Source organism: Rhizobium sp. P43, from assembly GCF_056730705.1.
This window is the reverse complement of record NZ_CM161539.1, coordinates 1362308-1388980: the sequence shown is the minus strand read 5'-3', so window position 1 is coordinate 1388980 and position 26673 is coordinate 1362308. Positions and strand designations below refer to the sequence as shown.

General features: G+C 62.9%; 26 protein-coding genes. 12 read left to right on the top strand and 14 right to left on the bottom strand.

What is annotated here, in order from left to right; all coding sequences use genetic code 11:
* Positions 1-3 precede the first annotated feature (3 nt).
* Positions 4-1353 carry an oxygen-independent coproporphyrinogen III oxidase gene (gene hemN / locus AC1PUL_RS06840; RefSeq protein ID WP_480467412.1) on the bottom strand — a complete coding sequence of 450 codons (1350 nt, stop codon included), beginning with the start codon at positions 1351-1353 and terminating at the stop codon, positions 4-6.
* Between the two features lie 192 nt (positions 1354-1545).
* Between hemN and AC1PUL_RS06835 the strand changes: the two genes are divergently transcribed.
* Entirely contained in the window at positions 1546-2271 is a 726-nt protein-coding gene (locus AC1PUL_RS06835) for a Crp/Fnr family transcriptional regulator (protein ID WP_480467410.1), read from the top strand.
* A 63-nt stretch (positions 2272-2334) separates the two neighbouring features.
* On the opposite strand, the gene cbiB is transcribed toward AC1PUL_RS06835, so the two are convergent.
* From cbiB to cobA, 4 genes are read right to left on the bottom strand one after another with little or no spacing between them, the layout of a single operon-like run.
* Positions 2335-3312 carry an adenosylcobinamide-phosphate synthase CbiB gene (cbiB, locus tag AC1PUL_RS06830; protein WP_480467409.1) on the bottom strand — a complete coding sequence of 326 codons (978 nt, stop codon included), beginning with the start codon at positions 3310-3312 and terminating at the stop codon, positions 2335-2337.
* On the bottom strand, positions 3309-4313 hold the full coding sequence (cobD, locus tag AC1PUL_RS06825) for a threonine-phosphate decarboxylase CobD (RefSeq protein WP_480467407.1): 1005 nt from the start codon (positions 4311-4313) through the stop codon (positions 3309-3311). The genes cbiB and cobD overlap by 4 nt, the downstream gene beginning before the upstream one ends.
* Positions 4310-5614 (bottom strand): cobyrinic acid a,c-diamide synthase CobB, encoded by a 1305-nt coding sequence (locus AC1PUL_RS06820; RefSeq protein ID WP_480467406.1) that lies wholly within the window; start codon positions 5612-5614, stop codon positions 4310-4312. The genes cobD and AC1PUL_RS06820 overlap by 4 nt, the downstream gene beginning before the upstream one ends.
* Positions 5611-6468 carry a uroporphyrinogen-III C-methyltransferase gene (gene cobA / locus AC1PUL_RS06815; RefSeq protein ID WP_480467404.1) on the bottom strand — a complete coding sequence of 286 codons (858 nt, stop codon included), beginning with the start codon at positions 6466-6468 and terminating at the stop codon, positions 5611-5613. Before cobA ends, AC1PUL_RS06820 begins: the two co-directional genes overlap by 4 nt.
* 107 nt (positions 6469-6575) lie before the next feature.
* Between cobA and AC1PUL_RS06810 the strand changes: the two genes are divergently transcribed.
* Both AC1PUL_RS06810 and AC1PUL_RS06805 read left to right on the top strand, forming a co-directional pair.
* Positions 6576-7703, top strand: a complete 1128-nt coding sequence (locus tag AC1PUL_RS06810; RefSeq protein ID WP_480467402.1) for a cobalt-precorrin-5B (C(1))-methyltransferase — start codon at positions 6576-6578, stop codon at positions 7701-7703.
* Positions 7693-8385 carry a cobalt-precorrin-6A reductase gene (locus tag AC1PUL_RS06805; protein ID WP_480467401.1) on the top strand — a complete coding sequence of 231 codons (693 nt, stop codon included), beginning with the start codon at positions 7693-7695 and terminating at the stop codon, positions 8383-8385. The genes AC1PUL_RS06810 and AC1PUL_RS06805 overlap by 11 nt, the downstream gene beginning before the upstream one ends.
* Before the next feature lie 11 nt (positions 8386-8396).
* Here the strand turns inward: AC1PUL_RS06805 and AC1PUL_RS06800 are convergent, their stop codons facing one another.
* Positions 8397-11810 carry a hypothetical protein gene (locus tag AC1PUL_RS06800; RefSeq protein ID WP_480467400.1) on the bottom strand — a complete coding sequence of 1138 codons (3414 nt, stop codon included), beginning with the start codon at positions 11808-11810 and terminating at the stop codon, positions 8397-8399.
* 122 nt (positions 11811-11932) lie between these two features.
* On the opposite strand from AC1PUL_RS06800, the gene bcp reads away from it, so the two are divergent.
* From bcp to AC1PUL_RS06775, 5 genes are all read left to right on the top strand, one after another.
* Positions 11933-12400, top strand: coding sequence for a thioredoxin-dependent thiol peroxidase (bcp, locus tag AC1PUL_RS06795; protein ID WP_480467398.1), 468 nt, complete (start codon positions 11933-11935; stop codon positions 12398-12400).
* A 1-nt stretch (position 12401) separates the two neighbouring features.
* Positions 12402-13247, top strand: a complete 846-nt coding sequence (locus AC1PUL_RS06790) for a ferritin-like domain-containing protein (RefSeq protein ID WP_480467396.1) — start codon at positions 12402-12404, stop codon at positions 13245-13247.
* 132 nt (positions 13248-13379) lie between these two features.
* Entirely contained in the window at positions 13380-14690 is a 1311-nt protein-coding gene (locus AC1PUL_RS06785; RefSeq protein WP_480467394.1) for a peptidoglycan DD-metalloendopeptidase family protein, read from the top strand.
* Between the two features lie 229 nt (positions 14691-14919).
* Complete coding sequence (locus AC1PUL_RS06780) at positions 14920-16437, top strand: DEAD/DEAH box helicase (RefSeq protein ID WP_480467393.1); 1518 nt, start codon at positions 14920-14922, stop codon at positions 16435-16437.
* Between the two features lie 5 nt (positions 16438-16442).
* Positions 16443-16850 carry an NUDIX domain-containing protein gene (locus AC1PUL_RS06775; protein ID WP_480467392.1) on the top strand — a complete coding sequence of 136 codons (408 nt, stop codon included), beginning with the start codon at positions 16443-16445 and terminating at the stop codon, positions 16848-16850.
* Here the strand turns inward: AC1PUL_RS06775 and AC1PUL_RS06770 are convergent.
* The 7 genes from AC1PUL_RS06770 to AC1PUL_RS06740 are packed head-to-tail and all read right to left on the bottom strand — an operon-like array spanning position 16819 to position 22582.
* Positions 16819-17178 carry a TfoX/Sxy family protein gene (locus AC1PUL_RS06770; protein WP_480467390.1) on the bottom strand — a complete coding sequence of 120 codons (360 nt, stop codon included), beginning with the start codon at positions 17176-17178 and terminating at the stop codon, positions 16819-16821. The genes AC1PUL_RS06775 and AC1PUL_RS06770 overlap by 32 nt on opposite strands.
* 2 nt (positions 17179-17180) lie before the next feature.
* A complete protein-coding gene (locus tag AC1PUL_RS06765) occupies positions 17181-18824 on the bottom strand; it encodes an NTP transferase domain-containing protein (RefSeq protein ID WP_480467389.1) in 1644 nt (547 codons plus the stop codon).
* Positions 18821-19537: an XdhC family protein gene (locus AC1PUL_RS06760; protein ID WP_480467387.1), complete on the bottom strand. Its 717-nt coding sequence runs from the start codon at positions 19535-19537 to the stop codon at positions 18821-18823. The genes AC1PUL_RS06765 and AC1PUL_RS06760 overlap by 4 nt, the downstream gene beginning before the upstream one ends.
* Positions 19537-19866, bottom strand: a complete 330-nt coding sequence (locus AC1PUL_RS06755; RefSeq protein ID WP_298467802.1) for an XdhC family protein — start codon at positions 19864-19866, stop codon at positions 19537-19539. The genes AC1PUL_RS06760 and AC1PUL_RS06755 overlap by 1 nt, the downstream gene beginning before the upstream one ends.
* Positions 19863-21137 (bottom strand): vWA domain-containing protein, encoded by a 1275-nt coding sequence (locus AC1PUL_RS06750; protein WP_480467385.1) that lies wholly within the window; start codon positions 21135-21137, stop codon positions 19863-19865. The genes AC1PUL_RS06755 and AC1PUL_RS06750 overlap by 4 nt, the downstream gene beginning before the upstream one ends.
* Before the next feature lies 1 nt (position 21138).
* On the bottom strand, positions 21139-22071 hold the full coding sequence (locus AC1PUL_RS06745) for an AAA family ATPase (protein ID WP_298467809.1): 933 nt from the start codon (positions 22069-22071) through the stop codon (positions 21139-21141).
* A gap of 25 nt (positions 22072-22096) precedes the next feature.
* Positions 22097-22582, bottom strand: coding sequence for a flavin reductase (locus tag AC1PUL_RS06740; protein WP_480468521.1), 486 nt, complete (start codon positions 22580-22582; stop codon positions 22097-22099).
* A gap of 182 nt (positions 22583-22764) precedes the next feature.
* Here AC1PUL_RS06740 and AC1PUL_RS06735 point away from each other — a divergent pair, with 182 nt between their 5' ends.
* A complete protein-coding gene (locus tag AC1PUL_RS06735; RefSeq protein ID WP_480468520.1) occupies positions 22765-23841 on the top strand; it encodes a branched-chain amino acid ABC transporter substrate-binding protein in 1077 nt (358 codons plus the stop codon).
* Positions 23842-23850: 9 nt separating this feature from the next.
* Here the strand turns inward: AC1PUL_RS06735 and AC1PUL_RS06730 are convergent, their stop codons facing one another.
* Positions 23851-24615, bottom strand: coding sequence for an SDR family NAD(P)-dependent oxidoreductase (locus AC1PUL_RS06730; protein ID WP_480467384.1), 765 nt, complete (start codon positions 24613-24615; stop codon positions 23851-23853).
* A 174-nt stretch (positions 24616-24789) separates the two neighbouring features.
* Between AC1PUL_RS06730 and rpe the strand changes: the two genes are divergently transcribed.
* The 3 genes from rpe to AC1PUL_RS06715 all read left to right on the top strand — a co-directional run bounded on the left by rpe (position 24790) and on the right by AC1PUL_RS06715 (position 26662).
* Positions 24790-25467, top strand: a complete 678-nt coding sequence (rpe, locus tag AC1PUL_RS06725; RefSeq protein WP_480467382.1) for a ribulose-phosphate 3-epimerase — start codon at positions 24790-24792, stop codon at positions 25465-25467.
* A complete protein-coding gene (locus AC1PUL_RS06720; RefSeq protein ID WP_480467380.1) occupies positions 25464-26183 on the top strand; it encodes a DUF2259 domain-containing protein in 720 nt (239 codons plus the stop codon). Before rpe ends, AC1PUL_RS06720 begins: the two co-directional genes overlap by 4 nt.
* A gap of 65 nt (positions 26184-26248) precedes the next feature.
* The gene (locus AC1PUL_RS06715; protein ID WP_480467378.1) at positions 26249-26662 is read left to right on the top strand and encodes a hypothetical protein; all 414 of its coding nucleotides are present in this window, start codon (positions 26249-26251) and stop codon (positions 26660-26662) included.
* Positions 26663-26673: the final 11 nt, after the last annotated feature.

Sequence of the window (26673 nt, the reverse complement as noted above, 5' to 3'; positions counted from 1 at the left end):
TGCCTAAACAGCAATCGAATGGCGTCCCTTGCCGTTCGACAGATAGCTGTCGAACACCGCAGCAATGGTGCGCGCAAACAGTCGGCCGATCTCGGTGATGACGAAACGATCGCCGTCGATCAGACACAGGCCGTCCTGGTTCGATTGGGCGAAGCCCTTCGCCTCCGACACGATGGCATCGACCGCATCGCCGAATTCCGAACGCAGGTCGGAAAACGACAGGGCGAAGCGGCACATGATCTCCTCGATCACCCGGCGGCGCAGCTTGTCGTCCTCGGAGACCTCGATGCCGCGCACAGCCGTCAGCCCACCGGCATCCGCCATGCGCTGGTATTCGCCGGTGGCCGGCATGTTCTGTACGTAACCCTGCGGCAGCTGGCCGATCGAGGAGGCGCCAAGGCCGATAAGGGCTTCCGCCCCATCATCGGTGTAGCCCTGGAAATTCCGGCGCAGGCGCCCTTCCCTCTGGGCAATCGCCATACGGTCGGAGGGCAGCGCGAAATGGTCGATGCCGACGGGCTCGTAACCGGCGGCAATCAGCATCGAGGCGGCAAGGTTCATCTGCGCAAAGCGCTCCTGAAGCCCCGGTAGAACCTCTTCCTTGATCATCGTCTGATGCTTCTTCATCCATGGCACATGCGCATACCCAAAGAGAGCGATGCGATCCGGGGCGAGCGACAGGATATCGTTGACCGTCTCGGTCAGGGTTTCCTCCGTCTGGTGCGGGAGACCGTAGAGTATGTCGCAATTGACCGAATGCACGCCCCGCGCGCGGACGGCATCGACGACTGATTTCGTATGTTCGAATGTTTGTATACGGTTGATTGCCTTCTGCACCTCTGGGTGGAAGTCCTGGACGCCGAGGCTGGCGCGCGTCATGCCGATAGCAGCAAGCGCATCATAACGCGGCTCGTCGAGATCGTTTGGATCCATTTCGACGCTGATCTCGACATCGTCGGAGAAACGGAAGGCTGCCCGCAGCGCGGCCATGAGGTCAATCATGTCCTCCGGGCGAACCATTGTCGGCGAGCCTCCGCCGAAATGCACAGCCGTGACGGCTGCGTCGCGACTCACGAGCGCGCCGACGGCCGAGATCTCTTTTTTCAACGATTCCAGATAGATCGCGATAGGTTCATAGCGCAACGTATGTTTGGTGTGACAGGCACAGAACCAGCAGAGACGATCACAATAGGGGACATGGATATAGAGAGAGATTCGCTCCCGTCCAGTGATCGCCTTTAGCCACTGCGCATATTTGCCGCAGTCGACATCTTCATGAAAATGCGGCGCCGTCGGATAGCTTGTATACCGGGGTACAGCACTGGAATACCGGGCGAGAAGCTCATTTATCATGACGTTGCGATGCCTTAATATGTATCAAGCTACGACCAAAGATAGCGCCAACTGCGATGGCGGCCTTTGACATCGATCAATTTGCTGATACATTTCTCACGTAGAGTTTATTGAAACTCAGCGGCCCTGAATGGGCCATCGACCGGAGTCGGCGTGTAGCGCCGAAGTTCGGTTGGACGGGACGGCAAGACCATGGACACTTACAGAAAACACTTCCCGGAATGCGAGGCTCCGGCCGTCTGTCGTTCCTGCGAGGCGCGCCATGGAGGCCTCTGCTCCGTTCTGACTTCCAGCCAATTGACGGAATTGAACAAACACTCGATCCGCCGCCGCATCGACTCTGGTAATGAAGTGATTGGTCAGGGCGAACAAGTCGGCAGCTATAGCAATATTCTCAAGGGCGTCATCAAGCTGTCGAAGATGATGGCCGATGGACGCCAGCAGATCGTCGGCCTGCAATTTGCGCCCGACTTCCTGGGCCGCCCATTTCTCGGCGAAAGCACGATCACGGCAGAAGCCGCGACAGATACCGAAATATGCACCTTCCCGCGCAACATCGTTGACCGCATGGTCGGCGAAGTCCCGGACATGGAGCGCAAGCTGCATGCCCAGTCGCTGAAGGAACTCGATGAAGCCCGCGACTGGATGCTGACCTTGGGCCGCAAGACGGCCCAGGAAAAGGTAGCGAGCTTCCTCTATCTGATCGCGACTCACATCGATCCGGAAAGCGAGGGGATCCAGACCTTCGATCTGCCATTGTCGCGTGCCGATATCGCGGATTTCCTCGGATTGACCATTGAGACGGTCAGCCGCCAGATGACCAAGCTCCGCAAGGACGGTGTCATCGTCATCGAGAACAACCGCCACGTCATCGTGCCGAAGCTCGAACGCCTGCGCGATGCCGCCGGGATCGATTGATTCGATCGACAACGGCCCAAACGCGGGCATCATTTCAGGAATTCGGTCGTCGCAAGAACCGGTTCACAGCAACCGGACGCCTAGCCATGTCGCAGCCACAAATGCGGCCATAGTCGAACAGGCCGCGTAGAAGATCCCGATGCCTAGGAGGATATCCCGGGGACCTGCATTGCTGCGGCCTGCTGCATGCATCATCGGCTCGCTGACGCGAACACCGCCATAGACACGCGGGCCTGCCAGTTGCAGGTCAAGCGCGCCGGCCATCGCGGCTTCGGGCCATCCCGAATTCGGTGATCGATGCAGGCCGCTGTCGCGCAGCGCAGCAGAGAAGGACCGGCGGCCGGACGGGACGCCGAGCTTCACCGCAGCAGCAAGTGCGATGAACACGGCGGAAAGCCGCGCGGCAGGCCAATTTGCAAGATCATCGAGACGCGCGGAGGCCCAGCCGAAATCGCGGAAGCGGTCATTCTTGTGCCCGATCATCGAATCGGCGGTGTTCAGCATCTTATAGGCAAGGATGCCGGGCAGACCGGCGATCGCATACCACAGTGCCGGCGCCACGACGCCATCGGCGAAGTTCTCCGACAGGCTCTCGATCGCCGCGCGCGAAACACCGGATTCGTCGAGCGTCTTCGGATCGCGACCGACAATCATCGAGACAGCCTGACGACCGCCTTCGAGCCCATCCTGAAACAGCCCGTCCGCCACCGCCTGCACGTGATCGCCAAGGCTTTTCTGCGCCAGGAAGATAGCGACGACGACGATTTCGAGGAGCAGACCGAAGAAACCGAGGTGATGGAAGATCGAGGCCAGAAGCTGGCCAACGACCACGGAGGCGACGAGCAGTGCGATGATCGTCACGACGCCGTTGAGCTTGCGTCCTTCCGGAGTAAAGCTAGCGCGGTTGAGCCGCTCTTCGAAGAGATCGATCGCCTTGCCGAAGATCACCACCGGATGCGGGATGCGGCGCCACAATGAGGGTGGATCGCCGACAATCCGGTCAAGCGCGATGGCGGCGAGCAGAACGAGGAAATGGCTCATGCCGCAGGGCTCCGGAAGGATAGAAGGGCGTCGAGAAGCCGCTGGTCACCCTGAGCGTCGGGAGAAAGCCCGAAGCGAAGCCAGTCGCTGCGGTAATCGAACTTGCGCGTCAAGATATGATGGCGGCACAGGTGATGATGGAGGGCTGCGGCATGCGCGTCTTGCACCAGTTGGAAGAGCTGCGTGCCGCCGCGAACCGTGAAACCGGCATGGCGCAGAACCGCCGTGAGCCCCTCGAATCGCCGGCGAATGTCCGCGCGGATCGGGCCGGTATCGGAAGACATCAGCTGCTCTGCCAGAACAAGCGCCGGACCCGATACCGCCCAAGGACCGAGCCATTCGGCAAATTTCGCCGTCAACGGATCATCCGCGATCACGAAACCAAGGCGGATGCCGGCCAGACCAAAGAACTTGCCGAAGGAGCGGAAGACGACGAGGTTGTCGTTCCCCTCACCCGCAAGGCTTTCGCCTGGCTCCGTGTCGCCGAAGGCTTCATCGACGACGAGCAGGCCGTCACGCGTGGCGAGATCGGCGGCAAGTCGGCAGAGCGTTTCGCGCGGAAAGAGGCGGCCATCGGGATTGTTGGGATTGACCACGACCACGAGGTGGTGATCCCGGGTGACAGCGTCGAGATCGATGATCTGATCGACAGCAAGACCCGCGAGTGTGAAGGCCCTGACATATTCGCCATAGGTCGGCGAGAAAACCGCGACACGACGGCCGGCCGGCACCAGTCGCGGCAAAAGCTGGATGACCGACTGCGTGCCCGGAACGGGAAGCGGCAGGCGGGAACCGGAACCATAGTGGCGGCGTGCGGCTTCCCGGGCCGCCAGCTCGCGCTCCTGGTCCGGCAGGCGATGCCAGGCACGCATCGGGATCTCCGGCAAGGCTGGCGGACACGGGTTGATACCGGTCGACAGATCGAGCCAGTCCTCGATCCGCCCTCCGAATTCCGCAGCCGAGGCGGCAAGCCCCCCGCCATGCTGGATCGGTCCGCTCATGGCATCTCTCCCGCGACGTCGATCAGATGCATATAGGAGCCGGCGGTTGTGCCACGCCTCAAGCCCACGGACCCCTGAGTCTCGCCAAGCGCATCCCCGGCTTCGAACAGGCGATCCGCTTCGCCCTCGGAAATCACAGAGGAATAGTGAAACTCGTGCGCCGTGAACTGCCCGGCCAGAAAATCGGGCGCAAGCGAGCGCAGGCGTCGATAGCCGAGATGGCGTTTGCACGCCGCATAGCTCGTCACCAGCGGCAGGAGGCCGAGCATGGCATGCCGGTTTCCGCCAGCATCGATGAGGCCCTCGCCGAGCACCATATAGCCCCCGCATTCGCCGTAGATCCTGGCACCACGTTCTGCGGCTTGCGCCATACCCCAGTGAAACCTCCCGGCGGATGCGAGAACGCCGGCATGCAGCTCGGGATAGCCGCCCGGCAGGTAGACCGCGTCGGCGTCGTCTGCCGGCGGCTCATCGGCGAGCGGTGAAAAGAAGGAGAGCTCCGCCCCCGCAAAGCGCCAGCCCTGAAGCAGATGCGGATAGGAGAAGGCAAAGGCGATATCGCGGGCGACAGCGATGCGCTGGCCAAGCGGCGGAATTCCTTTGACAGGGCGGATATCGGCCGATGGAGCAGCCCTCCCCGCCAGCGCGATCAACTGGTTGAGCTCGACACCCGTTTCGACTGCATCGGCGGCACGCTCGATGAAGCTTTCGAGTGCGGAATGTTCGCCGGCCTGAACGAGACCGAGATGACGCTCGGGCAGCGCCAATTGAGGATCGGATCGCAGATTGCCGAGAACCGGCAACTCTGTTTCGGCCATGGCAGTGCGCAGCATTCGCTCGTGCCGGTCGCTGCCGACGCGATTGAGAATGACCCCGGCCACCTGCACATCCCTGCGGAACCGCGCAAAGCCGGTGGCAAGTGCTGCCACGGATTGCGAGGTGCGCGCGCAATCGATCACGAGCACGACGGGCAGCGACAGGAGAGCGGCGAGATCGGCAGCACTGCCGCGACCATCAGCGGCACCATCAAAGAGACCCATCATCGCTTCGACGATCAGGGTGCCGCTCGCCGCTGATCTTGCGGCCTGCGCCTTGATATACGACGGGCGCATCGCCCAGGGGTCGAAGTTGAAGCATTGGGAGCCACTGGCTGCGGCATGAAAGGCTGGATCGATGTAGTCAGGGCCAGCCTTGCCGGGCGCGACGGCATGCCCGCGCCGCGCAAGCGCCCGCATCAGGCCGAGCGTTACCACCGTCTTGCCCGAACCGGAGGCCGGCGCGGCGATCAGCAGTCCACTCATGCCGTGTCTTTCCGCTCCACGGCAAAAGGATCGGGCAACAGCTTGCGTCCCGACAGCGCGCCGAGCCAGTCGAGCGACGGCCTGAGGCGCACGACTTCGCCGATCACGACAATCGCCGGCGGCTCGATCCCTGCCGCCAGCATGTCGGCTTCGGCCCGCCCGAGCGTGGTTTCAAGAACGGTCTGCTCCGGCGTCGCCGCATTGCAGACAAAGGCCACGGCCTCGTCGGCATGACGGCCAGCAGCCATCAGATTGGCCGCGATCTGGCCCATATGTTTCATCGCCATATACATGACGATGACGGGCGAGCCGCGACCAATCGCATCCCAGTCGATCCTGTCAGGCACCACACCGGAGGAATCATGGCCGGTCAGGAAGGTGACGGCGTGGTTCACCTCGCGATGGGTGACCGGGATACCGGCATAGGCGAGACCGCCGATGCCGGCAGTGATGCCGGGAACGATCCGAAAGGGCACGCCATGTTCGATGAGGGTCAACGCCTCTTCGCCGCCGCGACCGAAGACAAAGGGGTCGCCCCCCTTGAGCCGCAGCACGCGATGTCCGGCCTTGGCAAGTTCGACGAGACGCAGCGAAATGTCGCGCTGCTTGGCCGATGGCTTGCCGCCACGCTTGCCCGCATATTCGAGCACGGCGCCGGTTCGCGCGAGTTTGAGGCAGTCTTCGTTGACGAGCGCGTCGTGTACGATGATATCGGCTTCCGACAGACCCTTGGCCGCGAGCAGCGTGAGAAGGCCGGGGTCACCGGGGCCCGCACCTGCCAGCCACACATGACCGGGCTCGATGGCCGGCAGGCTTGTTGGCAGGGCAAGACGCGTCGTGTCACTCATGGTCATGGTCTAGGCCCCGTCCGAAGAAATTGCAATTCCGTGACGCCGCTTTCCGCAACGAAGCTGCCGTCTGCCGCCTTCCTCAATCCGGTCGGCTCGCCTATAAGCGAGCCATGAGTGACGCCGAGCGAAACGACGCAAAGGAAGGCCAGCGGCTGGACAAGCCCGAGGGTGCGCCGCTGCGCACCGGCTGGACGACCGGCGCCTGCGCGACGGCGGCGACCAAAGCGGCTTATACGGCGCTTCTGACCGGGCATTTCCCGGATCCCGTTTCGATCACGCTTCCCAAGGGTGAAACACCCGCCTTCGCGCTGGCCCGCGAAGGCTTCAACGCAGGCGGCGCCTTTGCGGGCATCGTCAAGGATGCCGGTGATGATCCGGATGTGACCCATGGTGCCACCGTAATCGCAGAGGTCAGCCGCCTAGCCCCCGGAAGCGGCATCCGCTTTGTGGCCGGCGACGGCGTCGGCACGGTGACCAAGGCGGGTCTGCCGATCGCGGTCGGCGAGCCCGCGATCAATCCGGTGCCACGCGCCATGATGACGGCCGAGATCGAGGCCCTGTCGGCGGCGCATCAGGTGTCACCGGATGTGGAAATCCGGATCTCGGTGCCGGGCGGTGCCGTCATCGCCGAAAAGACCTGGAACCCGCGGCTCGGCATTCTAGGCGGCATTTCGATCCTCGGCACGACGGGCGTGGTGCATCCCTTTTCCTGTGCGGCCTGGATCCATTCCATTCATCGCGGCATCGACGTGGCGCGCGCCGAGGGGCTTACCCATCTCCTCGGGGCAACGGGATCGACCTCCGAAAAGGCGGCCCAGGACTTTCACGCCTTGCCCGATGGCGCGCTGATCGACATGGGCGATTTCGCCGGCGGATTGCTCAAATATCTGAGGGCCCACCCGGTGCCGCGCCTGACGATTGCGGGCGGTTTTGCCAAACTGTCGAAGCTTGCCCAGGGCGCGCTCGACCTGCATTCATCCCGCAGCCAGGTCGACAACGCCTTCTATCTGGCGCTGCCTCACACGCAGTCGCTTTCTCCGGAACTGCGTCTGACAATCGAAAACGCCAACACGGCGCTCGAAGTGCTCGAAATCCTCACGAGAGAGAAGATTGATATCGCGGCAGCCGTGGCGGACGCCGCGAAGAAAACGGCGGAAGGCGTGCTGCGCGACAGCGGCGTGACGGTGGACATCATCATCACCGACCGCAAGGGAACGATCATTGCCCATGCGCTCTGAGGAAGAGGCAAAGCCGCAGAAGATACTGATCCTCGGGGGCACGGCGGAGGCGCGGACACTCGCCACTGAACTCGTGGCGCAAGGCCATGCCGTGACCACCTCGCTCGCCGGACGGACGGTTGATCCGATCCTGCCGGAAGGCGCGGTCAGGATCGGCGGCTTCGGCGGCGCAGACGGGCTTGCCGCCTATCTCCGCGATGAAGGCTTCGAGCGGATGATCGACGCCACGCATCCCTTTGCCCGGCGCATCAGCGAAAACGCCATCAAGGCGGCCGCGATTTCGGGCGTTCCGCTGGAGCAGAGGCTTCGGCCACGCTGGCAGAAACTGCCGGGTGACCGATGGAGATCGGTTGCCTCGCTCGACGCGGCAGCGGACGCCCTGCCCCCGGGATCGACGGTTTTCCTGGCCCTCGGGCGGCAATATCTCGACGCCTTTGTCAACCGATCCGATTGCCGCTTCATCATCCGGATGGTCGATCCACCGGAGACACGGCTTGCCTTTCCCGATCATCTCCTGGTGGTCGGCAAGCCCTCCAGTGACCCCGACCGGGAGGCTGATCTCTTCACCGCCCATGGCGTGACGCATCTCGTCTGCCGCAACTCCGGCGGCCCGGCGGGTTACGCCAAGATCATCGCGGCGCGCAAACTGGCGCTGCCGGTGATCATGCTGGAACGCGATTGACCGACAGACTTTTAGCGGAACTCGAAGATTTGCCGGAATACGCCCGGCGCGATGATCGAGAGGGGATTGATCACCAGATTCGGTCGCGAGGTCGCCCCCGTCAGCTTGAAGGTAATGCCGAGCAAGCCACGATCTCGACCATTGCCGAGGATCGCGCCAATAACCGGCAGTTCGCCGAACAGACGGTTCAGGCCATAGGCGGGCATGAAGGTGCCGGTGAGGTCGATCAGACCCGTCTTGTCACGCACGATGCCCTGGAACGTTGCCCCGACCTGCTCGCCGCGCACGATGCCGTTTTCGACGCTGAGCGTGCCATCAACGAACGAAAGCCGCGCAAAGGCGCGCTGGAAGCTGGCGGAACTCACATCGATATTGCTGCGCACGGCGTTATTCAGACTGCGGCCGTCGGCCCCGGCTGGTGCCGAGACGATCGTCTGAAGTCGCTCCTCGTTTTCGACCTGAAAATTGCGCAGATCCAGATTGCCGCTCCAGGCCCCCTCGCGGGTTTCGGTCAGACGAAGATTGGCAAGCCCGCCGCCGAGACGCTTGTAGGTATCGAAGAACCGCAGCACTGCGCCGGCATCGCTGGTGGTCACAGACATCTCGCGCAACCCCTCCGGCTGGCGCAGCTTCGCAACCAGCGCCTGCCCGCCGCCCGTCACACCGGAGAAATCGACACCGGTTACCCGCCCCTTGGCCGCGCTGTAGACGATCGAGACACCGCCCAATTGTTCGCCGCTGAAGCCTATCACCTGATCGAAGCGCCCTTCGAGCTTCAACGATGCACGGGATGTGTTTGAATCGCCGCCATCGCCTGAAGGTTTCTGCAGGGTCGAGATCAGAGATCGAGCATCGAAGGCTGTGCCATTGGCAACAACGGAATAGACGCCTCTGCTGAGCCGCACGGTGAGCGCCACCTCGTCTTCCGGCGACAGGCGCACCCGCGACAGATTGGCCGCGACAAGCCCGGTTTTGTCGATGGTCATCTCCCCCGAAGCACCGAAGCCGTCGCCATCCAGGGTGAATTTGCGAATCAGCGATTGCTCGCCGTCCTTCGCAAGTTCGAAGGTGGCAGTCGCACCGATACCCTGGCCCTTGGACCAGCCGACCCAGGGGATGGTAAGGGTCGCCGAGCGAAGATTAACCGAGACCGCCTGCACATTCTCGTCGACCCGGCGCAGCTCGAGCTTGATCGGGCCGTTGACGATCTCTCCAAGACCCGGCGCGATCTTGTCGCGGGCCGCATTGTCGAGGGTGGCCGTGACGATCTGCTCGCGCTTGACTTCGCCCTCACCGCGCCGAACCGGTTCCGTCAGGTTCACGTCCATCGGCACGTCATCGATCTTCGCTGCGGCTTTCAGGACAGCCTTGTCGGGATCGACCACAAGCGTACCGTCGACATCCGAGATTGTACGACCGTCGAACGACTTGGCCACATCCACCTTGTCGAGCAACACCTCGGCGGTCCAGCTCGGCTCGGGCGGCGTCTGCTCCGGCACCAGTCCGACCCGGATCTTTGCCTGCCCTCTGATCTGCCCGGAAAAATCGGCGGGCTGAAAATCGACCACCTTCAAGGCTTCGATCGGCTTGAAGGAGACGAGCTCCGCAACCGCATCGGCGGCGCCGCTGACATCAAGATCGAGATCGGCCATCAATGGCTTCTCATAGGCGTTCTGGAGAACGAAACGCCCCTTTTCCAGTTTGACCATACGTCCCGAGGGGAAGAAGGACCCGGCGGAGTTGATCGCCACATCCACGCGCTCGCCCACCATGTCGAAGCGGCCGTAGACATCGCGCAGCGGCGGCAGATCCCCGGTGAGATTGACACGGGCATCCTCAAGGTCGAAGCCGATCTTCAACTCATCGGCATTGAGCCGCACCGGCTTGGGATCGATCGACAAGCGATTCTGCGGAATGAAAACGTCAATCGTGCCTTGCGGAATGACACCGCCAAAGATGTTTTCGAGCACCCATTGCCGGGGCTTGGAGGCGATCCAATAGGGCCATAGCTGCTTGACGACAGTGGTGCGCATGTTCTGCACCTGCGCATTGAACCGGATTTCCGGTCCGGTCCCGCCGAAGCGGACCTGCAACTTGCCTCGCATATTGCCCGAAGGCGTTGACACATCGACCGTGTCGAGCTGCAACTGGTTTTCCGCCACCAGATAGCGGCCATAACCCTTGAGAAAGAAGGGGAACGGTGCCTCTCCGGCGCTCGGCACATTCGCCCGACCGTCGGTCACCACAAGATCAATACCAAAACCCTTGCCGAAACTTTTCCCCTCGGGCAGTCGATCAAGATCGATCACGCCGCCCGACAGCGGCAACACCGTTTCGCCAAAGCGCGCCGTCGAATCGGCAAGCTCGATCGTGTCCTTGGCAAAATCATAGGAAAGCTTCAGCTGAGCGTCGGTCAGGTCCTGGCGTTGCCCGTCGGAGTAAAAGCTTGCATTGCGCATGTTGATGCCGAGCGACATGTAGGGCGCCTGACCCTGATCCGCCCGTCGCGCTGTGAGCAAGAGCTCAGCCGACCCGTCGATCCCCTGGCGCGCCTCGCCGGTACTCGAACGCCGCAGCAGGAATGGCGTCACCCTGACATCGGCGACCCGCATCGTCAGCGCAGTCGCTCGCCCATCGACATTTGTGGTCAGCGCCGTGAGTTCCGTCTGCTGCCCGTTCACAGCGACCGCGCCGAAGATCGACAGCGAGCCGTCCTCGCCGCGCTCCAGTACGATGTCGTCGATGGCGATGGTCAGCGGGCGGCCGCTCGCACTGGTGGACGCGATCTCAAGACCCGCAAGACGCATCCGATCAAGCCCTCCGCGGGCGATAAAACCCTGCAGCCGATCGAGTTCTGCAAAAGCTTCCGCAAGCCGGACAGGCACCTGGTCCACGCGCCAGTTGGCGAGATCAACCGGCTCCGACTTTGGCAGGACCGTCGCATCGAGATTGATGCCTTCGCTGACGACCTCGCGAATTGAAAAACGGCCACCGAGAAGCGCGAGCGGCTCCAGGATGAAGCGGACCGAATTGGTCAGCGCGACCCGTTGGCCGCCATCCTGTTCGTGCAGGGTGACATCACGCGCCTCGACGGTAAGCTCCATGCCGCTGGAAAAGCGAACTTCGGTACCGCCAATCTCGGCGTTGAATTGCGGACCGAGCGCCCTGTTCAGAACGGTCTGCGCCCGTTGCGCGAGCGCTGCATCGAGCGTGCCGCTTTCCACGACGGCATAAACGCCGAAGAAAACAATGAGCCAAAGGCCAGCGAAACCGGCGAGAACCCGCAGGAAGCGCCTCATCAAGGAGCGCTTCGGCGGCGGACAATGCACAATCAGGGGATCCTCGGTCTGAGCAGACGGAAGATCGTGCAGCGGTGGAATATCCCGCTTGCGAAACCGTAGCTTTTCGCCCCGGATCTCCGACATGTCCTGGTGATTGTCTCCGTCGATCGATGCCGCTAACAAGTCGCTCTGGACGACTGCGGAGCGGACTATATATCGATGACGCCCACATTCACCCACAAAACGGGCAAAAGAAAGGTTATCCCATGACGGATTTGACTGCCGGGGAAAAGGCCCCCGATTTCTCCCTGCCCCGCAATGGCGGCGGCACCGTTTCGCTCTCCGATTTTGCCGGAAAACCGGTGGTTCTGTATTTCTACCCGAAGGACGATACGAGCGGCTGCACCACCGAAGCCGTGGACTTTTCAGGCCTGACCGCCGAATTCGAAAAGCTCGGCGCGACCGTCATCGGCGTCTCCCCTGATTCGGTGAAGAGCCACGACAAGTTTGCCGCCAAGCACAACCTCTCCGTGGTGCTGGCCGCCGACGAGGAGCACAAGGCTCTGGAAGCCTATGGCGTCTGGAAGGAAAAGAGCATGTACGGCAAGACCTACATGGGCGTGGAGCGCTCGACCTTCCTGATCGACAAGTCGGGCAAGGTTGCCGAGGTCTGGCGCAAGGTGAAGGTGCCCGGCCACGCGGGAGCCGTTCTGAAGGCGGCGCAGGCCCTCTGACATGCCCGAGACGATGCAGCCCGAGACGGCTTTCCATTCCCTTCGCGGCGCTGCCACTCTCGCAATCCTGAGCGCCGACCTCAACGAGAAGACGGCGCTCGCTCAAACCGCAGCGCTCCGCTGGCAGGAGCGACGCCTCTCCTTGCGCTCGCCGCTCGACCCGCCTTTGCCCGACAGGCCGGGACGGCCGGCAAAACCGGAACTGGTCCCGCCCAAGGCAGTCGAAAAGCGCTCGCTCCATACGCTGCCCGGCCGAATCGCACTTCTGCATGCACTCGCCCATATCGAACTCAATGCGGTTGACCTGGCGCTCGACATCGTCGCCCGCTTCGCAACCGAGCCAGTGCCGCATTCCTTCTTCGACGGCTGGATGAAGGTGGCCTATGAGGAAGCCAAGCATTTCAATCTGGTGCGGGACCGGTTGAGGGTGCTGGGCGCCGATTACGGCGACATGCCCGCCCATGACGGGCTCTGGCAGGCGGCACATTCGACGAAGAACGACCTGACCGCCCGCCTCGCCGTGGTGCCGCTGATTCTCGAAGCCCGCGGCCTCGACGTCACCCCGTCCCTGCAGGACAAGATGCGCGAAACCGGCGACATCGAGAGCGCCGATGTGCTGAAGGTCATCTACGAAGATGAGAAGGGCCATGTTGCCGTCGGCGCGAAATGGTTCCGCTTCCTCTGCGCCCGAGAAAAGCGCGATCCTGCCAGGGCCTTCCAGGAGCTGGTGCGCGCAAATTTCCGCGGCCAACTCAAGGCGCCCTTCAACGACGTCGCACGGGCTGAGGCGGGTTTGACGCCGTCCTTCTACCGATCGCTGTCGTCCAAGAACAACTCATCTGTTTGACCCGCAAATCCAAACAGATAACGCTTCGTTAACCCTAATTATGCGTAATTGCTAAAGGCGGATCGGACAGGCGAGTCGCCGGACTGGGCACTTATGCGACCGCATTGCGCCCGGCACGAATTGGGGGGCAGCGTGGCGACGGGTTCGAACAGCCAGGTCTTCGGCAAGCGCAAGGAACAACATATCGTCATCCTGGCGAGCGGCGACCGCATTCGCCACATGACCATTCGCCCCTGGATGGTGGCCCTCAGCATCTGCTTTGTCGGCATGATGATGATCGGCTATCTCGGCGCGACCACCTATCTGGTCCTGCGCGACAACCTGATTGGCGCCACCATGGCCCGCCAGGCACGCATGCAGCACGAATACGAAGACAGGATCGCAGCGCTTCGGGCACAGGTGGACCGTGTTACCTCCCGCCAATTGCTTGACCAGCAGGTTGTCGAGGAAAAGGTCGAAAAGCTCCTTGAACAGCAGATGGCCCTGACGTCGCGACATGGCCGCATCGGCGCCTTGTTGCAGGCGGACGACAGCACGGATGCCCTGCCAAACGATGGCCCCGTCCCGGCAGACAAGCCGGTGATCGACAGCAAGGATCGCGCGTCGCTGTCCGGCGGGACAGAGGCCTTCGCCGCCCTGCTAGGCGAGCGAACTCCGGCACACCAAGGCGAAAGCCACACGAAGCCCGAACTTGCGCTCGGCTACGTGCCGATGACCGATGGCAATGTCGCCGATCGTGCCGACAGGCTGTTTTCCCACATGACGCTGTCGCTCAAGGAAATCGAGGCCGAACAGCTGCAGCGCATCGAGGAACTGGCCAACGGTGCCTCGCAGACGGCAGACGAGATTGCCGCCATTTTGAAGCGTCAGGGCGTTCCAGTCGACGAGCATGCGTCTCTGCCCGTCGCGGATGCGATCGGCGGCCCCTACCTAGCGCCGCAGGCCGACCGCGACTTCAACGCTTCGCTGAATGCCCTCGACGCGGCACTCACCCGCCTTGAGACCGTGCGTGATACCGCCAAGCGTCTTCCCTTTGCCAATCCCGCACCAGGACAGGAAATCACCAGCCGATTCGGCAATCGCCCGGATCCCTTCTTCGGTGGCCTTGCCATGCATGCCGGGATCGACTTCCGCGCCCCGACGGGAACAGAAATCCGCTCCACCGGCGCCGGCAAGGTCGTGACGGCCAGCTTTTCCGGCGGTTACGGCAATATGGTCGAAATCGACCATGGCCTCGGCCTGTCGACCCGTTACGGCCATATGTCCCGCATCCTGGTGAGCGAAGGCGACACGGTCGAGCCGGGCCAGATCCTCGGCCTTTCGGGCTCAACCGGGCGCTCCACGGGACCCCATCTCCACTATGAGGTCCGCCGCAATGGCGACCCCGTCGATCCCATGCGCTTTCTCAACGCCGGTATGAAGCTGACGCCGCTGATCAATTGAGCGACTAGCAAGCCGAATCGGCCCAGGATTTTGGTATGCTCGACAACAGGTTTTCAGACCCCTTGTAACGCGCGATGAAATTAATCGTGCTCATTAAGCCTTTGTAGGGGTAAATCCGCCCGTTTCCTTGACTTTCCGGCAGTTTCCCACTATCGCCGCAACCATTGGCGCCCGATCTCACGGGCTTTTGAGCGATGTTCGCGAGAACAGGAACGGAAACTACTTCCCTTTGACCACTTTTGCTGACCTTGGCCTGAGCCAAAAAGTCCTTTCTGCCGTCACTGATGCCGGCTACACGATCCCGACCCCGATCCAGGCAGGCGCAATCCCGCCAGCCCTGCAGCGGCGGGACATCCTCGGCATTGCGCAGACAGGCACCGGCAAGACCGCATCCTTCGTTCTCCCGATGCTGACGCTCTTGGAAAAGGGCCGTGCCCGTGCCCGCATGCCGCGCACGCTGATCCTCGAGCCGACCCGCGAATTGGCCGCACAGGTCGCCGAGAACTTCGAGAAATACGGCAAGAATCACAAGCTGAACGTGGCGCTTCTGATCGGCGGTGTGTCCTTCGAGGAGCAGGACCGCAAGCTTGAGCGTGGCGCGGACGTCCTGATCTGCACGCCCGGCCGCCTGCTCGACCATTGCGAGCGCGGCAAACTGCTGATGAGCGGCGTCGAAGTCTTCGTCATCGACGAAGCCGACCGCATGCTGGACATGGGCTTCATCCCGGACATCGAGCGCATCGCCAAGATGATCCCGTTCACCCGCCAGACCCTGTTCTTCTCGGCGACCATGCCGCCGGAAATCCAGAAGCTGGCCGACCAGTTCCTGCAGAACCCTGAGCGCATCGAAGTCGCGCCGCCGTCCTCGACGGCCAAGACCGTGACCCAGCGCCTGGTGGCCTGCCACAACAAGGATTACGAAAAGCGTTCGACGCTGCGTGACCTGATCCGCGCCCAGGACGACCTGAAGAACGCGATCATTTTCTGCAATCGCAAGAAGGATGTCGCAGACCTCTTCCGTTCGCTTGACCGCCACGGCTTCTCCGTCGGCGCGCTGCATGGCGACATGGACCAGCGCTCGCGCACGACCATGCTGGCAAACTTCAAGGCCAATGCGATCACGCTGCTCGTCGCCTCCGACGTCGCCGCCCGCGGCCTCGACATCCCCGATGTCAGCCACGTGTTCAATTTTGACGTTCCGATCCACGCCGAAGATTATGTCCACCGCATCGGCCGTACCGGCCGCGCCGGACGCTCGGGTGCCGCCTTTACCCTGGTGACGCGCAGCGACACCAAGTTCCTCGATGCCATCGAAAAGCTGATCGACCAGAAGATCGAATGGCTGAACGGCGATCTGACTGCGCTTCCGGCGCCGGCGGAAAGCCATGACGAAAGCCGTGGAAAACGCGGTCGCGACAAGGGTCGCGAGCGGCGCGGCGGTCATAAATCCGATACGCGCAGCGAGTATGCAAAGCCTTCCGAGGCGCGCGTCGAACCAGTCAAACCGGTAGAGGAACAACAGGTGATGGAAGCGGTCAAAGTGGAAGCGGTGGCAACGGAACGCAAGGCGGACAAGCGCCGCGACCAGAACCCGCGCAACAACCGCAACAACCCCTATCCGGCGAACGACGACAACCGCGATCGCCGCCGCAACCGTCATCACGATCACGACGACGGCCCGACGCCGGTTGGCTTCGGCGACGACATCCCGGCCTTCATGTTGATCGTTGCAGCCGCCAAGGCCTGATCCCCGTGGGTCAGCCCGGTCTTGATTTCCCCGGTCTCGGGGTCGGTCTTGCCATCCTTCGGGATGGCAAACTGCTTTTATGCAGGCGCATGAAGGCACCGGAAGCCGGTCACTGGAACATCGTCGGCGGCAAGGTCGACCATATGGAGCCGGCGGAACTGGCCGCACGCCGCGAGGCCGAGGAAGAAACGGGGCTTTCGATCGGTGCGATCCGCTATCTGGGCGTGACCGAGCAGTTGATCGAAGCGGATCGCCAGCACTGGGCCTCGCTGCTCTACGTCACCGACGACACGATCGGCGAGCCGCAATTGACCGAGCCCGACAAGCTGTCCGATATCGGCTGGTTCGACCTCGACGATCTGCCGCAGCCGCTGTCGGTCTTCACGCAGACTGTCCTGACCTATTTGCGCTGAGCGCCTCACGCTCAGTAACCCTCATCGCGGCATCGAGCGCGATCCGCGCCCATTTCGCCATCAGGTCGGGATCATCGAGCGCCTCGTCAGGGATCGTCCAGTCGGGCATGGCGACGGGTTTTCCGCTCTTGCCCTCGTAGCGCCAGCGGATCGCTCCGGCCTCTTCCAGCAGAGGCGCACTCTCCTCATCGCCCTTCAGCATCAGTTCCCCGCGCAGCTCGAGCGCAAAGATGATACCACGGGCATAGATGCCCTTGCCGCCGAACATCCGGCGGATCGTCACCGGCCCGACCGCCTCAAACATCTCCTCGATCGCCGCATTGTCCATTGTCAGCCCCTCAGAATGCCGCCTGCCGCAAGGATAGCCTCGGGCGTATCGACATCAAGACGCGCGGCTGGACCGATTTCGACATCGATCACGGCAAGCCCCGAACTTTCGATCACCGGCCGGGCGCCGATATCGCCTTCAAGCGCCTTCAAGGCTTCGAAGGTTGCCGCTGGCAGAATGACCGGATTGCCGCGCTGACCATCGGACACGGCGCGCACGATCGCTTTGCCACCCGATTTGGCATAGGCGCGGGCGAGCGCCACGATGTCGGCGGCGGAGACGTTCGGCATATCGGCGAGCAACACCATCATGCCCGGAAGTCCCTTGGCTTCGATCGCCGCCAGACCGGCCTTCAGAGAACTCGCCATGCCGCTGGCAAAGTCCGGGTTTTCGAAAACCGTGGCCTTGAGACCAGAAAGGGCGTCCGCGACTTCGTCGCTGCGATGACCGGTAACGACGGTGACGGGGCCAACATCAGCCTCCACCGCCTGACGCACCGACCGCCTGACAAGCGCTTCGCCGTCGAACTCCGCCAGCAGTTTGTGCCGACCGCCCTCACCCATCCGGCTTGCACGACCCGCAGCGAGCACCACCAACCCCAGGGCGGCCGGGTCGGCGTCTGCGGTCGCGGCCAGCCGCGGCAGCGGACGGCTGGGGATCTCCATCAAGAGACCACCGACGCCCCAGCCTGTCATTTCGGTCCGATTCGGCGGATGACCGGCGAGGATCCGGTTCAGCACCCAATCAAAGCCGTTTTCCTTCGGCGAGCGGGCACAGCCGGGCGCCCCGATGATCTCGACATCACCGACATGCCCGAGAACAAGGAGATTGCCGGGATCGACAGGCAGACCAACCTGATCGACCACGCCACCGGCAAGGCGGATGGCGGAGGGAATGACATCATCGGCATCGGCAACGGCGGACGCACCGAAGACGATGACGAGCGGCGGCTGACCGGCTTCCGCCTTGTCTTCAGCGAGTGCCGCCTTGATGGCGTCCGCCACCGCCTCGGCCCGATGCGCCACCCGATCTTCCGAGACGATCCGGCTCTGCGAGGCGGCAAGTCGCGCCTCAAGCACTCTAGCGGTCTTGTCCATGACCGAGGTTTTCAGCGATGGCAGCTGCGTGGCAATCAGATGGACGCGACGGGGCTGATAGCCTGCAACTCGGAATGCCGAACCTTCAGTTAGGATCGCGGCAGCGGCCTCGACGCTGTGACCGGCAACCGCCAGCGGGATGATCTTGATCGTTGCGACCAGATCGCCGGCGCGCACGTCGGATCGGTCTGAGAGGCAGGCAAGCGTTATGGCGGGATCGACACTGTTGAAACGATCGACCAGCGACTTGTCTGCGAGGAACAACCCATTTTCGCTGGCATAGAAATTCACCCGGCCGGTCGAGGCCGGACTGCGGGAAAGCCCCTGCAGCGCAATGGCAGAGGACAGGATCTCCGCGGCCTCGTCCTCGGCAAGATCGCCAGGCTCAAGCCGGCAGGCAATCACCGTTGCAATGCCGGCCTCCCTAAGGCGGACGAGATCGGCATGCTCAAGCCGATGGCCTTTCGGCAGCTTGCCGGAGGCGAGTGGCTGGGAATGCGCGAGGATCGTGCCCTCCGCCTCGCTGATCTCAACCGGTCCGAACTTCACGACGCGGCCTCGGCGGATGTGCCTGAACCTGACAGGCTGCGGTGGCGCAGCGACTGGATGATCTCAGCAAGAATGGCAACCGCGATCTCCGCCGGGGTTGCCGCCCCGATATCAAGGCCGATAGGCGCGCGAATGCTGTCGATGGCGGACGGACCAAAACCCAGCGACGTTAGCCGTTCGACACGCTTTGCATGTGTCTTGCGCGACCCGAGCGCGCCGACATAGAAGCAGCCCGCTCCCAGGGCAGCGATCAGACCGGGATCGTCGATCTTCGGATCATGGGTGACGGCAACGAGGGCGCTGTAGCGATCGAGCGGCGTGGTAACAAAGACGTCGTCCGGCCAGTCTGCGCGCAGATCAATGCCGGCAAAACGCTCCGGCGTGGCAAAGGCCGTGCGCGGATCGATGATCGTCACCGCAAAGCCTGATAGCGCCGCCATAGGAGCCAGCGCCTGGCTGATGTGGACAGCGCCAATCACCACGATCCTCGGCGGCGGCAGATGCACATTGAGAAACAGGCTCTTGCCCTCGACATCGACGATCCCCGACTTGCCGGAGAGAAGCCGCACGCGGATTTCGTCACCGAGTGCATCCGCGACAACCTGATCCTCGGTCACCAGGTGCGATGTCCCGGCGGCGAGGTCACTCACCAGCACTGCCCCGCGACGATCGCGTTTGGCGGCATTAAGTGCTGCAAGCGTGGCAACATCCATCAGCCGAGCCTTTCGACATGGACACGGATACGCCCACCACAGGAGAGGCCCACCCGCCAGGCGGTCTCGTCGGCAACCCCGAATTCGAGCATCTTGGCCTTGCCGCTTTCGATGACGTCGAGCGCTTCGGTGATCACAGCCCCCTCGACACAGCCGCCGGAGACCGAGCCCTCGAAATTGCCCTCGCCGTCGATGACAAGATGACTGCCGACCGGACGCGGCGCCGAGCCCCAGGTTTCGATGACGGTCGCAATGGCCACCGATCGCCCTGCGGCATGCCAGGCCTCGGCAATCACCAGGGGGTCGCGGGCGGACGTTTCGCTGTTCATGACAGGCTCCTTTGAGACCTGAGATAACGCTTGGGATCACAATCCCGATCCGGAGCGCCGGAGAGAGATTGCACCAGATCCGACAGGGCTTCCAGATTGTGCACGGACCTGAGTTCGTCAACATGCGGCAGCATGGCCCGAACACCCCGCGCACGCGCCTCAAAACCGGCAAAGCGCAAGAGCGGATTGAGCCAGACCAGTCGCCGGCAGGAGCGATGCAAACGGTCGGTCTCGCGCGAAAGCAACTCGACCTCATCGCGTTCCAGCCCGTCGGTGATCAGCAGCACCACGGCGCCCTGCCCGAGCACGCGCCGGCCCCAATACCGGTTGAAAAGCTTCAGTGTCTCGCCGATCCGGGTGCCGCCCGACCAGTCGGCGACGGCATCGGTACACTGGGCAATCGCCTCGTCGGGATCGCGATGGCGAAGCTGGCGCGTGACATTGGTGAGCCTCGTGCCGAAGAGGAAGGTGTGCACCCGGCGGCGGCGCTCCGTCAAAACATGCAGGAAATGCAGGAAGATGCGGGTATACTGGCTCATCGAGCCGGAAATATCGGCGAGGATGACGAGCGGTGGCGGCTGTTGCCGGCGCTGGCGAAACTTCGGCAGCATGAGGTCGCCACCGGTTCGCAGCGACTGACGCATGCTGGCACGCGGATCGATGGTCCGCCCCCGCGGCGACATCCGGTAGCGGCGCGTTTGAACAAGATCGAGCGGCATGGCGAGGCGCTCGATGGCGCGGCGTGCCTCCTTCAACTCGCTGGCCGTCATCTGGCCGAAATCAAGCCGACGAAACACCTCCTGACCCGAAACCGTGAGCCGGGCATCGACTTCGACATCCGGCTCGTCGCGTGGCTTCGGCTCGCGTTTGCGGTCGGCAAACAGCGCATCGCTGACGCGCGCACCGCCCGCCTTCGGCTTCTGCCGTTCCCCGATTGCCGCCACCGGCGACATCAGCGCGATCATCTTGCCGACGAGATCCCGCGAGCGCCAGAAGATCGAAAAGGCCTCGTCGAAGACAGGCTGGTCTTCATGGCGCTTGACGAAGATGGCGGAAAGCGCCGCGTGAAATTCGACGCGCGAGCCGATGCCGATAGCGTCGATAGCCTCGATGGCGTCGATCACGGCACCGGGCCCGGGCTTGAGACCCGCCTTGCGCAGGACCCGGGCGAAATGCACGATGTTGTCCGCGAGCCGCCCGTGACCCTGCACCGGCGGCGGCACCACGATGCCGTCGCGTCCGCTGGCAGCATGCGGCCCGAAGCTCTCCATTTCAGCCGGCCTTCGCCAGGAGTTCGGCCTTGACCTCCGAAAGCAGCTTATCGCCTTCGCTGCCCTGGATACGGGCAATGTCCTCCTGGTATTTCAACAGCGTGCCCAGCGTGTCGGCAATCGTCTCGGGATCGAGCGCCAGGCGGTCGAGCTCGGTGAGTGCCGTTGCCCAGTCAATGGTTTCGGCAATGCCGGGGTTCTTGAACAGGTCGATGGTCCTGAGCTTCTGGACATAGGCGACGACCTGCCGGGAGAGCTGTTCGTTGCAGCCCTTCACCTTGCGGCGGATGATCGCCAGTTCCTCAGGCGCTGCCGGATAATCGACCCAGTGATAGAGGCAGCGACGCTTCAGGGCATCATGCACCTCGCGGGTGCGGTTCGAGGTGACGATGACAATCGGTGGCTCGGCGGCCTTGACCGTTCCGAATTCGGGGATCGTCACCTGGAAGTCAGAGAGCACTTCCAGCAGGAAAGCCTCGAAGGCTTCGTCGGTCCGGTCGAGTTCGTCGATCAGGAAGACCGGCGCGCGGCCCGCTTCGCCTTGAAGGGCCTGAAGAACGGGCCGGCGGATCAGATAGCGTTCGGAAAAGATATCGTGTTCGAGCTTGGAGCGATCCGACGCACCCGATGCCTCGGCCATGCGGATCTCCAGCATCTGCGCCGGATAATTCCACTCGTAGACGGCGGAGGCGACATCGAGGCCTTCGTAACATTGCAGGCGGATCAACGGCCGGTCCAGCGCCTTGGCCAGCACCTTGGCGACTTCGGTCTTGCCGACCCCCGCCTCGCCCTCGAGGAAGAGCGGTCGCTTCATCTTCAGCGCCAGAAACAGAACGGTCGCGAGCGGCCTTGCCGCCAGATAATCCTCAGCCGCAAGCAGATCGATGATGCCATCGATCGTCTCCGGCAGGGCCTTTCCCGAGGTCTCTGCCATGTCTCCTCCCATGTTCGGAAGAAGTCTATAGCGTGCGATAGCCCCGGTCCAGATAGATGAGCGACGGCTCATGCTGACCGAAATGCACGGCCCGGACTTCGCCGAACAGCACCGTATGGGTACTCGTCACCTTGCGATCGGTGACGACGCAGTCGAAAGCTGCGATCGCATCGGAAAGCACCGGCGAGCCGGTTTGCAGCACCTGCCACTCGGCAAGCGCAAAACGATCTTCGGAGGACAGCTTGCCGAAGCCTGCAAACGCATTGGCAAGATCCTGATGATGGGCGGCGAGCGTGTTCAGCACGAAATGCGGGCTCTCGAACAGCACGGCATTGTTCGGATTGCTGTTGTTGAGGCAGGCCAGCACCATGGGCGGGCTGTCGGAGACCGAGCAGGCAGCGGTGATGGTCACGCCGCGTCGAATGCCCTCATACTCCGTCGTCACGATCTGCACATGCCCCGCATACCGGCTCATGGCCTCGCGATAGACGACCGGATCCACACCTTGCATGCTCAAACTCACGTCTCCCCTTGGTATCTGCCCCTCAAGACACCGCAATATGGGCCGCGGGTCTTATCTTTTCCACAACGCCATCACGATTTCGTTCGATTGGCTGGCGAATGACCGGAAAGCCTGCAATTCCAATCGCCTGCGCTTTCGGCTAGGATCGCGTCATGACACAAAGCCGACCGCTGACATCCTGGCTCTCGATCCCTCTTCTCTTGGCGCTGGCCGCTGGTCCGAGTGCGGCGGCGGAGCTTAAACTTGCCGTCGTGGCGCCGAAGACCGGCCCCTATGCCATTCTCGGCGACCAGATGCGGCAGGGAGCAGCGCTAGCGGCTGGCAAGCTGTCGATCGCCATCGTCGAAATCGACGAGAGCTGCAGCGAAGGAAGCGGCAAGGCGGTGGCCGATGCTGTCACGGCCGCAGGCGCCAAGGCGGCGATCGGCTTTCTCTGCAGCGAGAGCCTGAAAGAGGCCATGCCCGGCCTTGCCGAGGCCAGTGTTCCAGCCTTCACCCTGTCGGTCCGCTGGAAAGGCGTAATGGAAGACGCGATCAAGGATGGCTGGCCGCTTTACCGCCTCGCACCCAATGGCGACCAGGAGGCGGCCAGACTATCCGAGATCATCCTGCGAGACTGGGCAGGCGAGCCCGTGGCTCTTCTCGAAGACGGGACGATCCGTGGCCGCGAACTGACCGAAGCGATCCGGATCAGCCTAGAGGAAAAGGGCCTGAAGCCGGCATTCATCGACACCTTCCGCCCCGGCCAGGAACAGCAGCTGACGCTGGTCCGGCGGCTGAAAACCGCAGGCATCACCCATGCCTTTGTCGGCGGCGACCGCAATGACGTGTCGATCATCGCCCGCGATGCGAAGGCGGAAGGCCTCTCATTGACGCTGCTTGGCGGCGAAGCCATGCGCGCCGCCGACGAACCCGTTCTGCTGGAAGATGGGGTTCTGGCAGTCGGCCTCGTCGAAACACCAGAGGGGCCATCAGCTGCGGGCATCACCGCGGACTTCACTGCCGCCGGAATAGCGCCAGAAGGTTATGTCCTGCCGGCCCATGCCGCCGTCACCATCCTGGCGGATGCCTGGGGCATTTCAACTGCCATGGGAACGCCGATGAGCGATGCGCTGGTCGGCACCACCTTCGAGACCGCGATCGGCCCGATTGCCTTCGGAGACGATCACGAACTGACGGAAAATCCCTACCTCCTGCTCGAATGGCGCGACAGCCGCTTCGTGGCCGTTCCCGAAAGGACGCAGTAAAGAGCCCTCTCAGTCGCGATAGGGCCAGAAGGCCTGGCTGAAGACACCGCCATCCACCCAGATCGTCTGGCCGGTGACAAAGGCCGATTGCGGCCCCGCAAGGAAGAGAATTGGACCAGCGATATCCTCGGGCGTGCCGACACGGCGCAGCGGTGTCACATCACCCCATGTCTTGGCATAGTCGGGCGCTTCGGCCTGGGTGCGGGCCGTCTCGATGGCGCCCGGCGCCACGCAATTGACCCGGATCTGGTGTGGCCCAAGCTCGACGGCGGACACCTTGGTCAGCTGCTCGATGCCGCCCTTGGAGGCGGTATAGTCGACGAGCTTCGGGAAGGCGTGTTTGTTGCAGCCGGAACCGAGATTGATGATCGAGCCGCCCTTGCCCGCCTCGACCATGCGGCGGGCGACACGCTGGGTGTTCAAGAAGGTGCCCTTGAGATTGGTGCTGATCACGGCATCCCAGCGCTCCTCGGAGAGCTCGAGCATCGAGGCCCAGGTCTGGATGCCGGCATTGTTGACCAGGACATCGGGCACCTGTCCCGCCCAGGCGATCACCTCGTCGAGAAAGGTCTCGATGGCAGCACTGTTGGCCACCTCGCATTCCCGGCCGATCGCCCGACCGCCGAGTGCTGCCGCTTCGGCCTCGACCTCGGTCGCGGCAGCATGCTGGGAAAGATGGGTGAAGGCGACGTCATACCCTTCACGCACGAAGGCCGAGACGAGGTGCCGGCCAATGCCGGAACTGCCGCCGGTGATGATCGCGAACTTGGCCATGTCGTCCTCCCAGACTGCTTTGCTTATCTCGCAGGGATGAAGGGCGGCTCGGCAATCGTCAAGGGCGTAACGGCGTGGCAACGGTGATGTCTCATCCGAAGGCATGGTTGCCGCTCACGGTGGCCAGTGCTATGCGGACGCCGAATATTGATCCTGCCCTGCGAGGAGCCCCAGATGACCCGCCCCCTCCTGATTTCGCCCTCCATTCTCGCCGCCGACTTCTCCCGCCTTGGCGAGGAAGTGCGCGACGTCGTCGAGGCCGGCGCCGAATGGGTGCATCTCGACGTGATGGACGGCCATTTCGTGCCGAACATCTCCTTCGGTCCGGCGGTCATCAAGGCACTGCGCCCCTGGACCAAGGCGGTCTTCGACTGCCATCTGATGATCGCACCGGCCGATCCCTATCTCGCCGCCTTCGCCGATGCCGGCTGCGACATCATCACGGTGCATGCGGAAGCAGGACCCCATCTGCATCGCTCGCTGCAGACCATCCGGGCGCTCGGCAAGAAGGCCGGCGTGTCGATCAACCCGGCCACGCCGCTTTCGGTGCTTGAGCATGTGATGGACGATCTCGACCTGATCCTGATCATGAGCGTCAATCCGGGCTTTGGCGGCCAAAAGTATATTCCGGCAATGACGGACAAGATCGCGCGCACTAAGGCCCTGATCGGCAACCGCCCGATCGACCTGGAAGTCGATGGCGGCGTCACCGCCGACAATGCTGCGGAAATCGCCAAAGCCGGAGCCAATGCGCTGGTCGCAGGCTCCGCGATCTTCAAGGGCAAGGGCGTTGACGACTACCGCAAGACGGTCGACACTCTGCGAAAGGCAGCCGAGGGAGGTCGGGCTTGAAACTGCAGCTGTCCGCCATCGCGATCGCGTTTCTGACGGCCTCTGCGGCCTCAGCCGGAGACGTGGCGGAGATGCGCCCCCTGGGTTTTTCGCCTGACGGCAGGCTCTTCGCCTTCGAGCAGTTCGGCGAGCAGGATGGCTCCGGCTTCGCCTATGCCGAAATCCAGGTGATCGACACGGAGACGGACAAATACGTCGCGGGCACCCCGATCCGGGTTCTGATCGAGCGGGAAGACGCCTCGATCGGCGAGGCGCGACGGCAGAGCCTTAACCAGGCCAAAGCCATTCTCGATGCACGCAAGATCGGCGAGGATCCGGGGCATCTGGTGGCACTCGCGCCGATCAGCGAGCTGTCGGAAAATCGGCACGAATTGCGTTACCAGGTGTTTCCGAGCTTCTATGTTTCCGAGGGGCTGTATCGGATCGCGCTTAAAGAATTCGATGCCAAAGGTGACGAGCTCTGTGCCGGCATGGATGTTGAGGTTCGCGGCTTTGCACTCTCGATGGCCGATGACGCGAAACCCGACATTCGACGTGAGGTCTACCGCGACGCAACCATTCCGAAGAGCCGCAACTGCCCAAGCGCCTATGCGATCGGCGGGGTCGTCACGGGAGGTTACGGCTCAGCTGCACCGCATATGGTCATGGTGCAGGTGACATCCCTCGGCTTCGAGGGTAACAATCTGCGCTGGTTGGCCGTCCCGGTGAAGCCATGATGCTGGGCCGATCTCTGCCGTCGCTGCCGGTCTGGGTAGGCGGGTCCCTTGCCTGGGGGATGGCGATGGCAACAAGCTTTCAGCTCTCGGTACACCTCTTCGGTCGCGCGACCAGCAGCCATGACCTGGCGCTGACCCTGATTTATGCTGCCGGTGGCTTGCTCGGTTGGCTTGTCGCGCTGCCTCTCATCTACCTGTTCAACCGACGTGGGCAACCGCAAGCCGTTCTCGCGGCCTGGCTGCTGCTGCTCGGTGTCGTCAGCGTTGGCGCGATCGCCGGTGTCTATGCGCTGCAATATCGAACACTCTACGCCCATTGGCACGCGCCCTTTCCGTCGCGGATCTGGGTCTATCAGCAGATTTTCACCACCGCGTCGGCGCTCTATCAGTTCGCCGTCCTTGGTCTGCGCCACCTGATGCCGATGGGTCTTGTCCTGCTTCTCGCGCTCAGCATTCTCATGGCCCGTCGCAGCCGTTGAGCTTGCCGCCC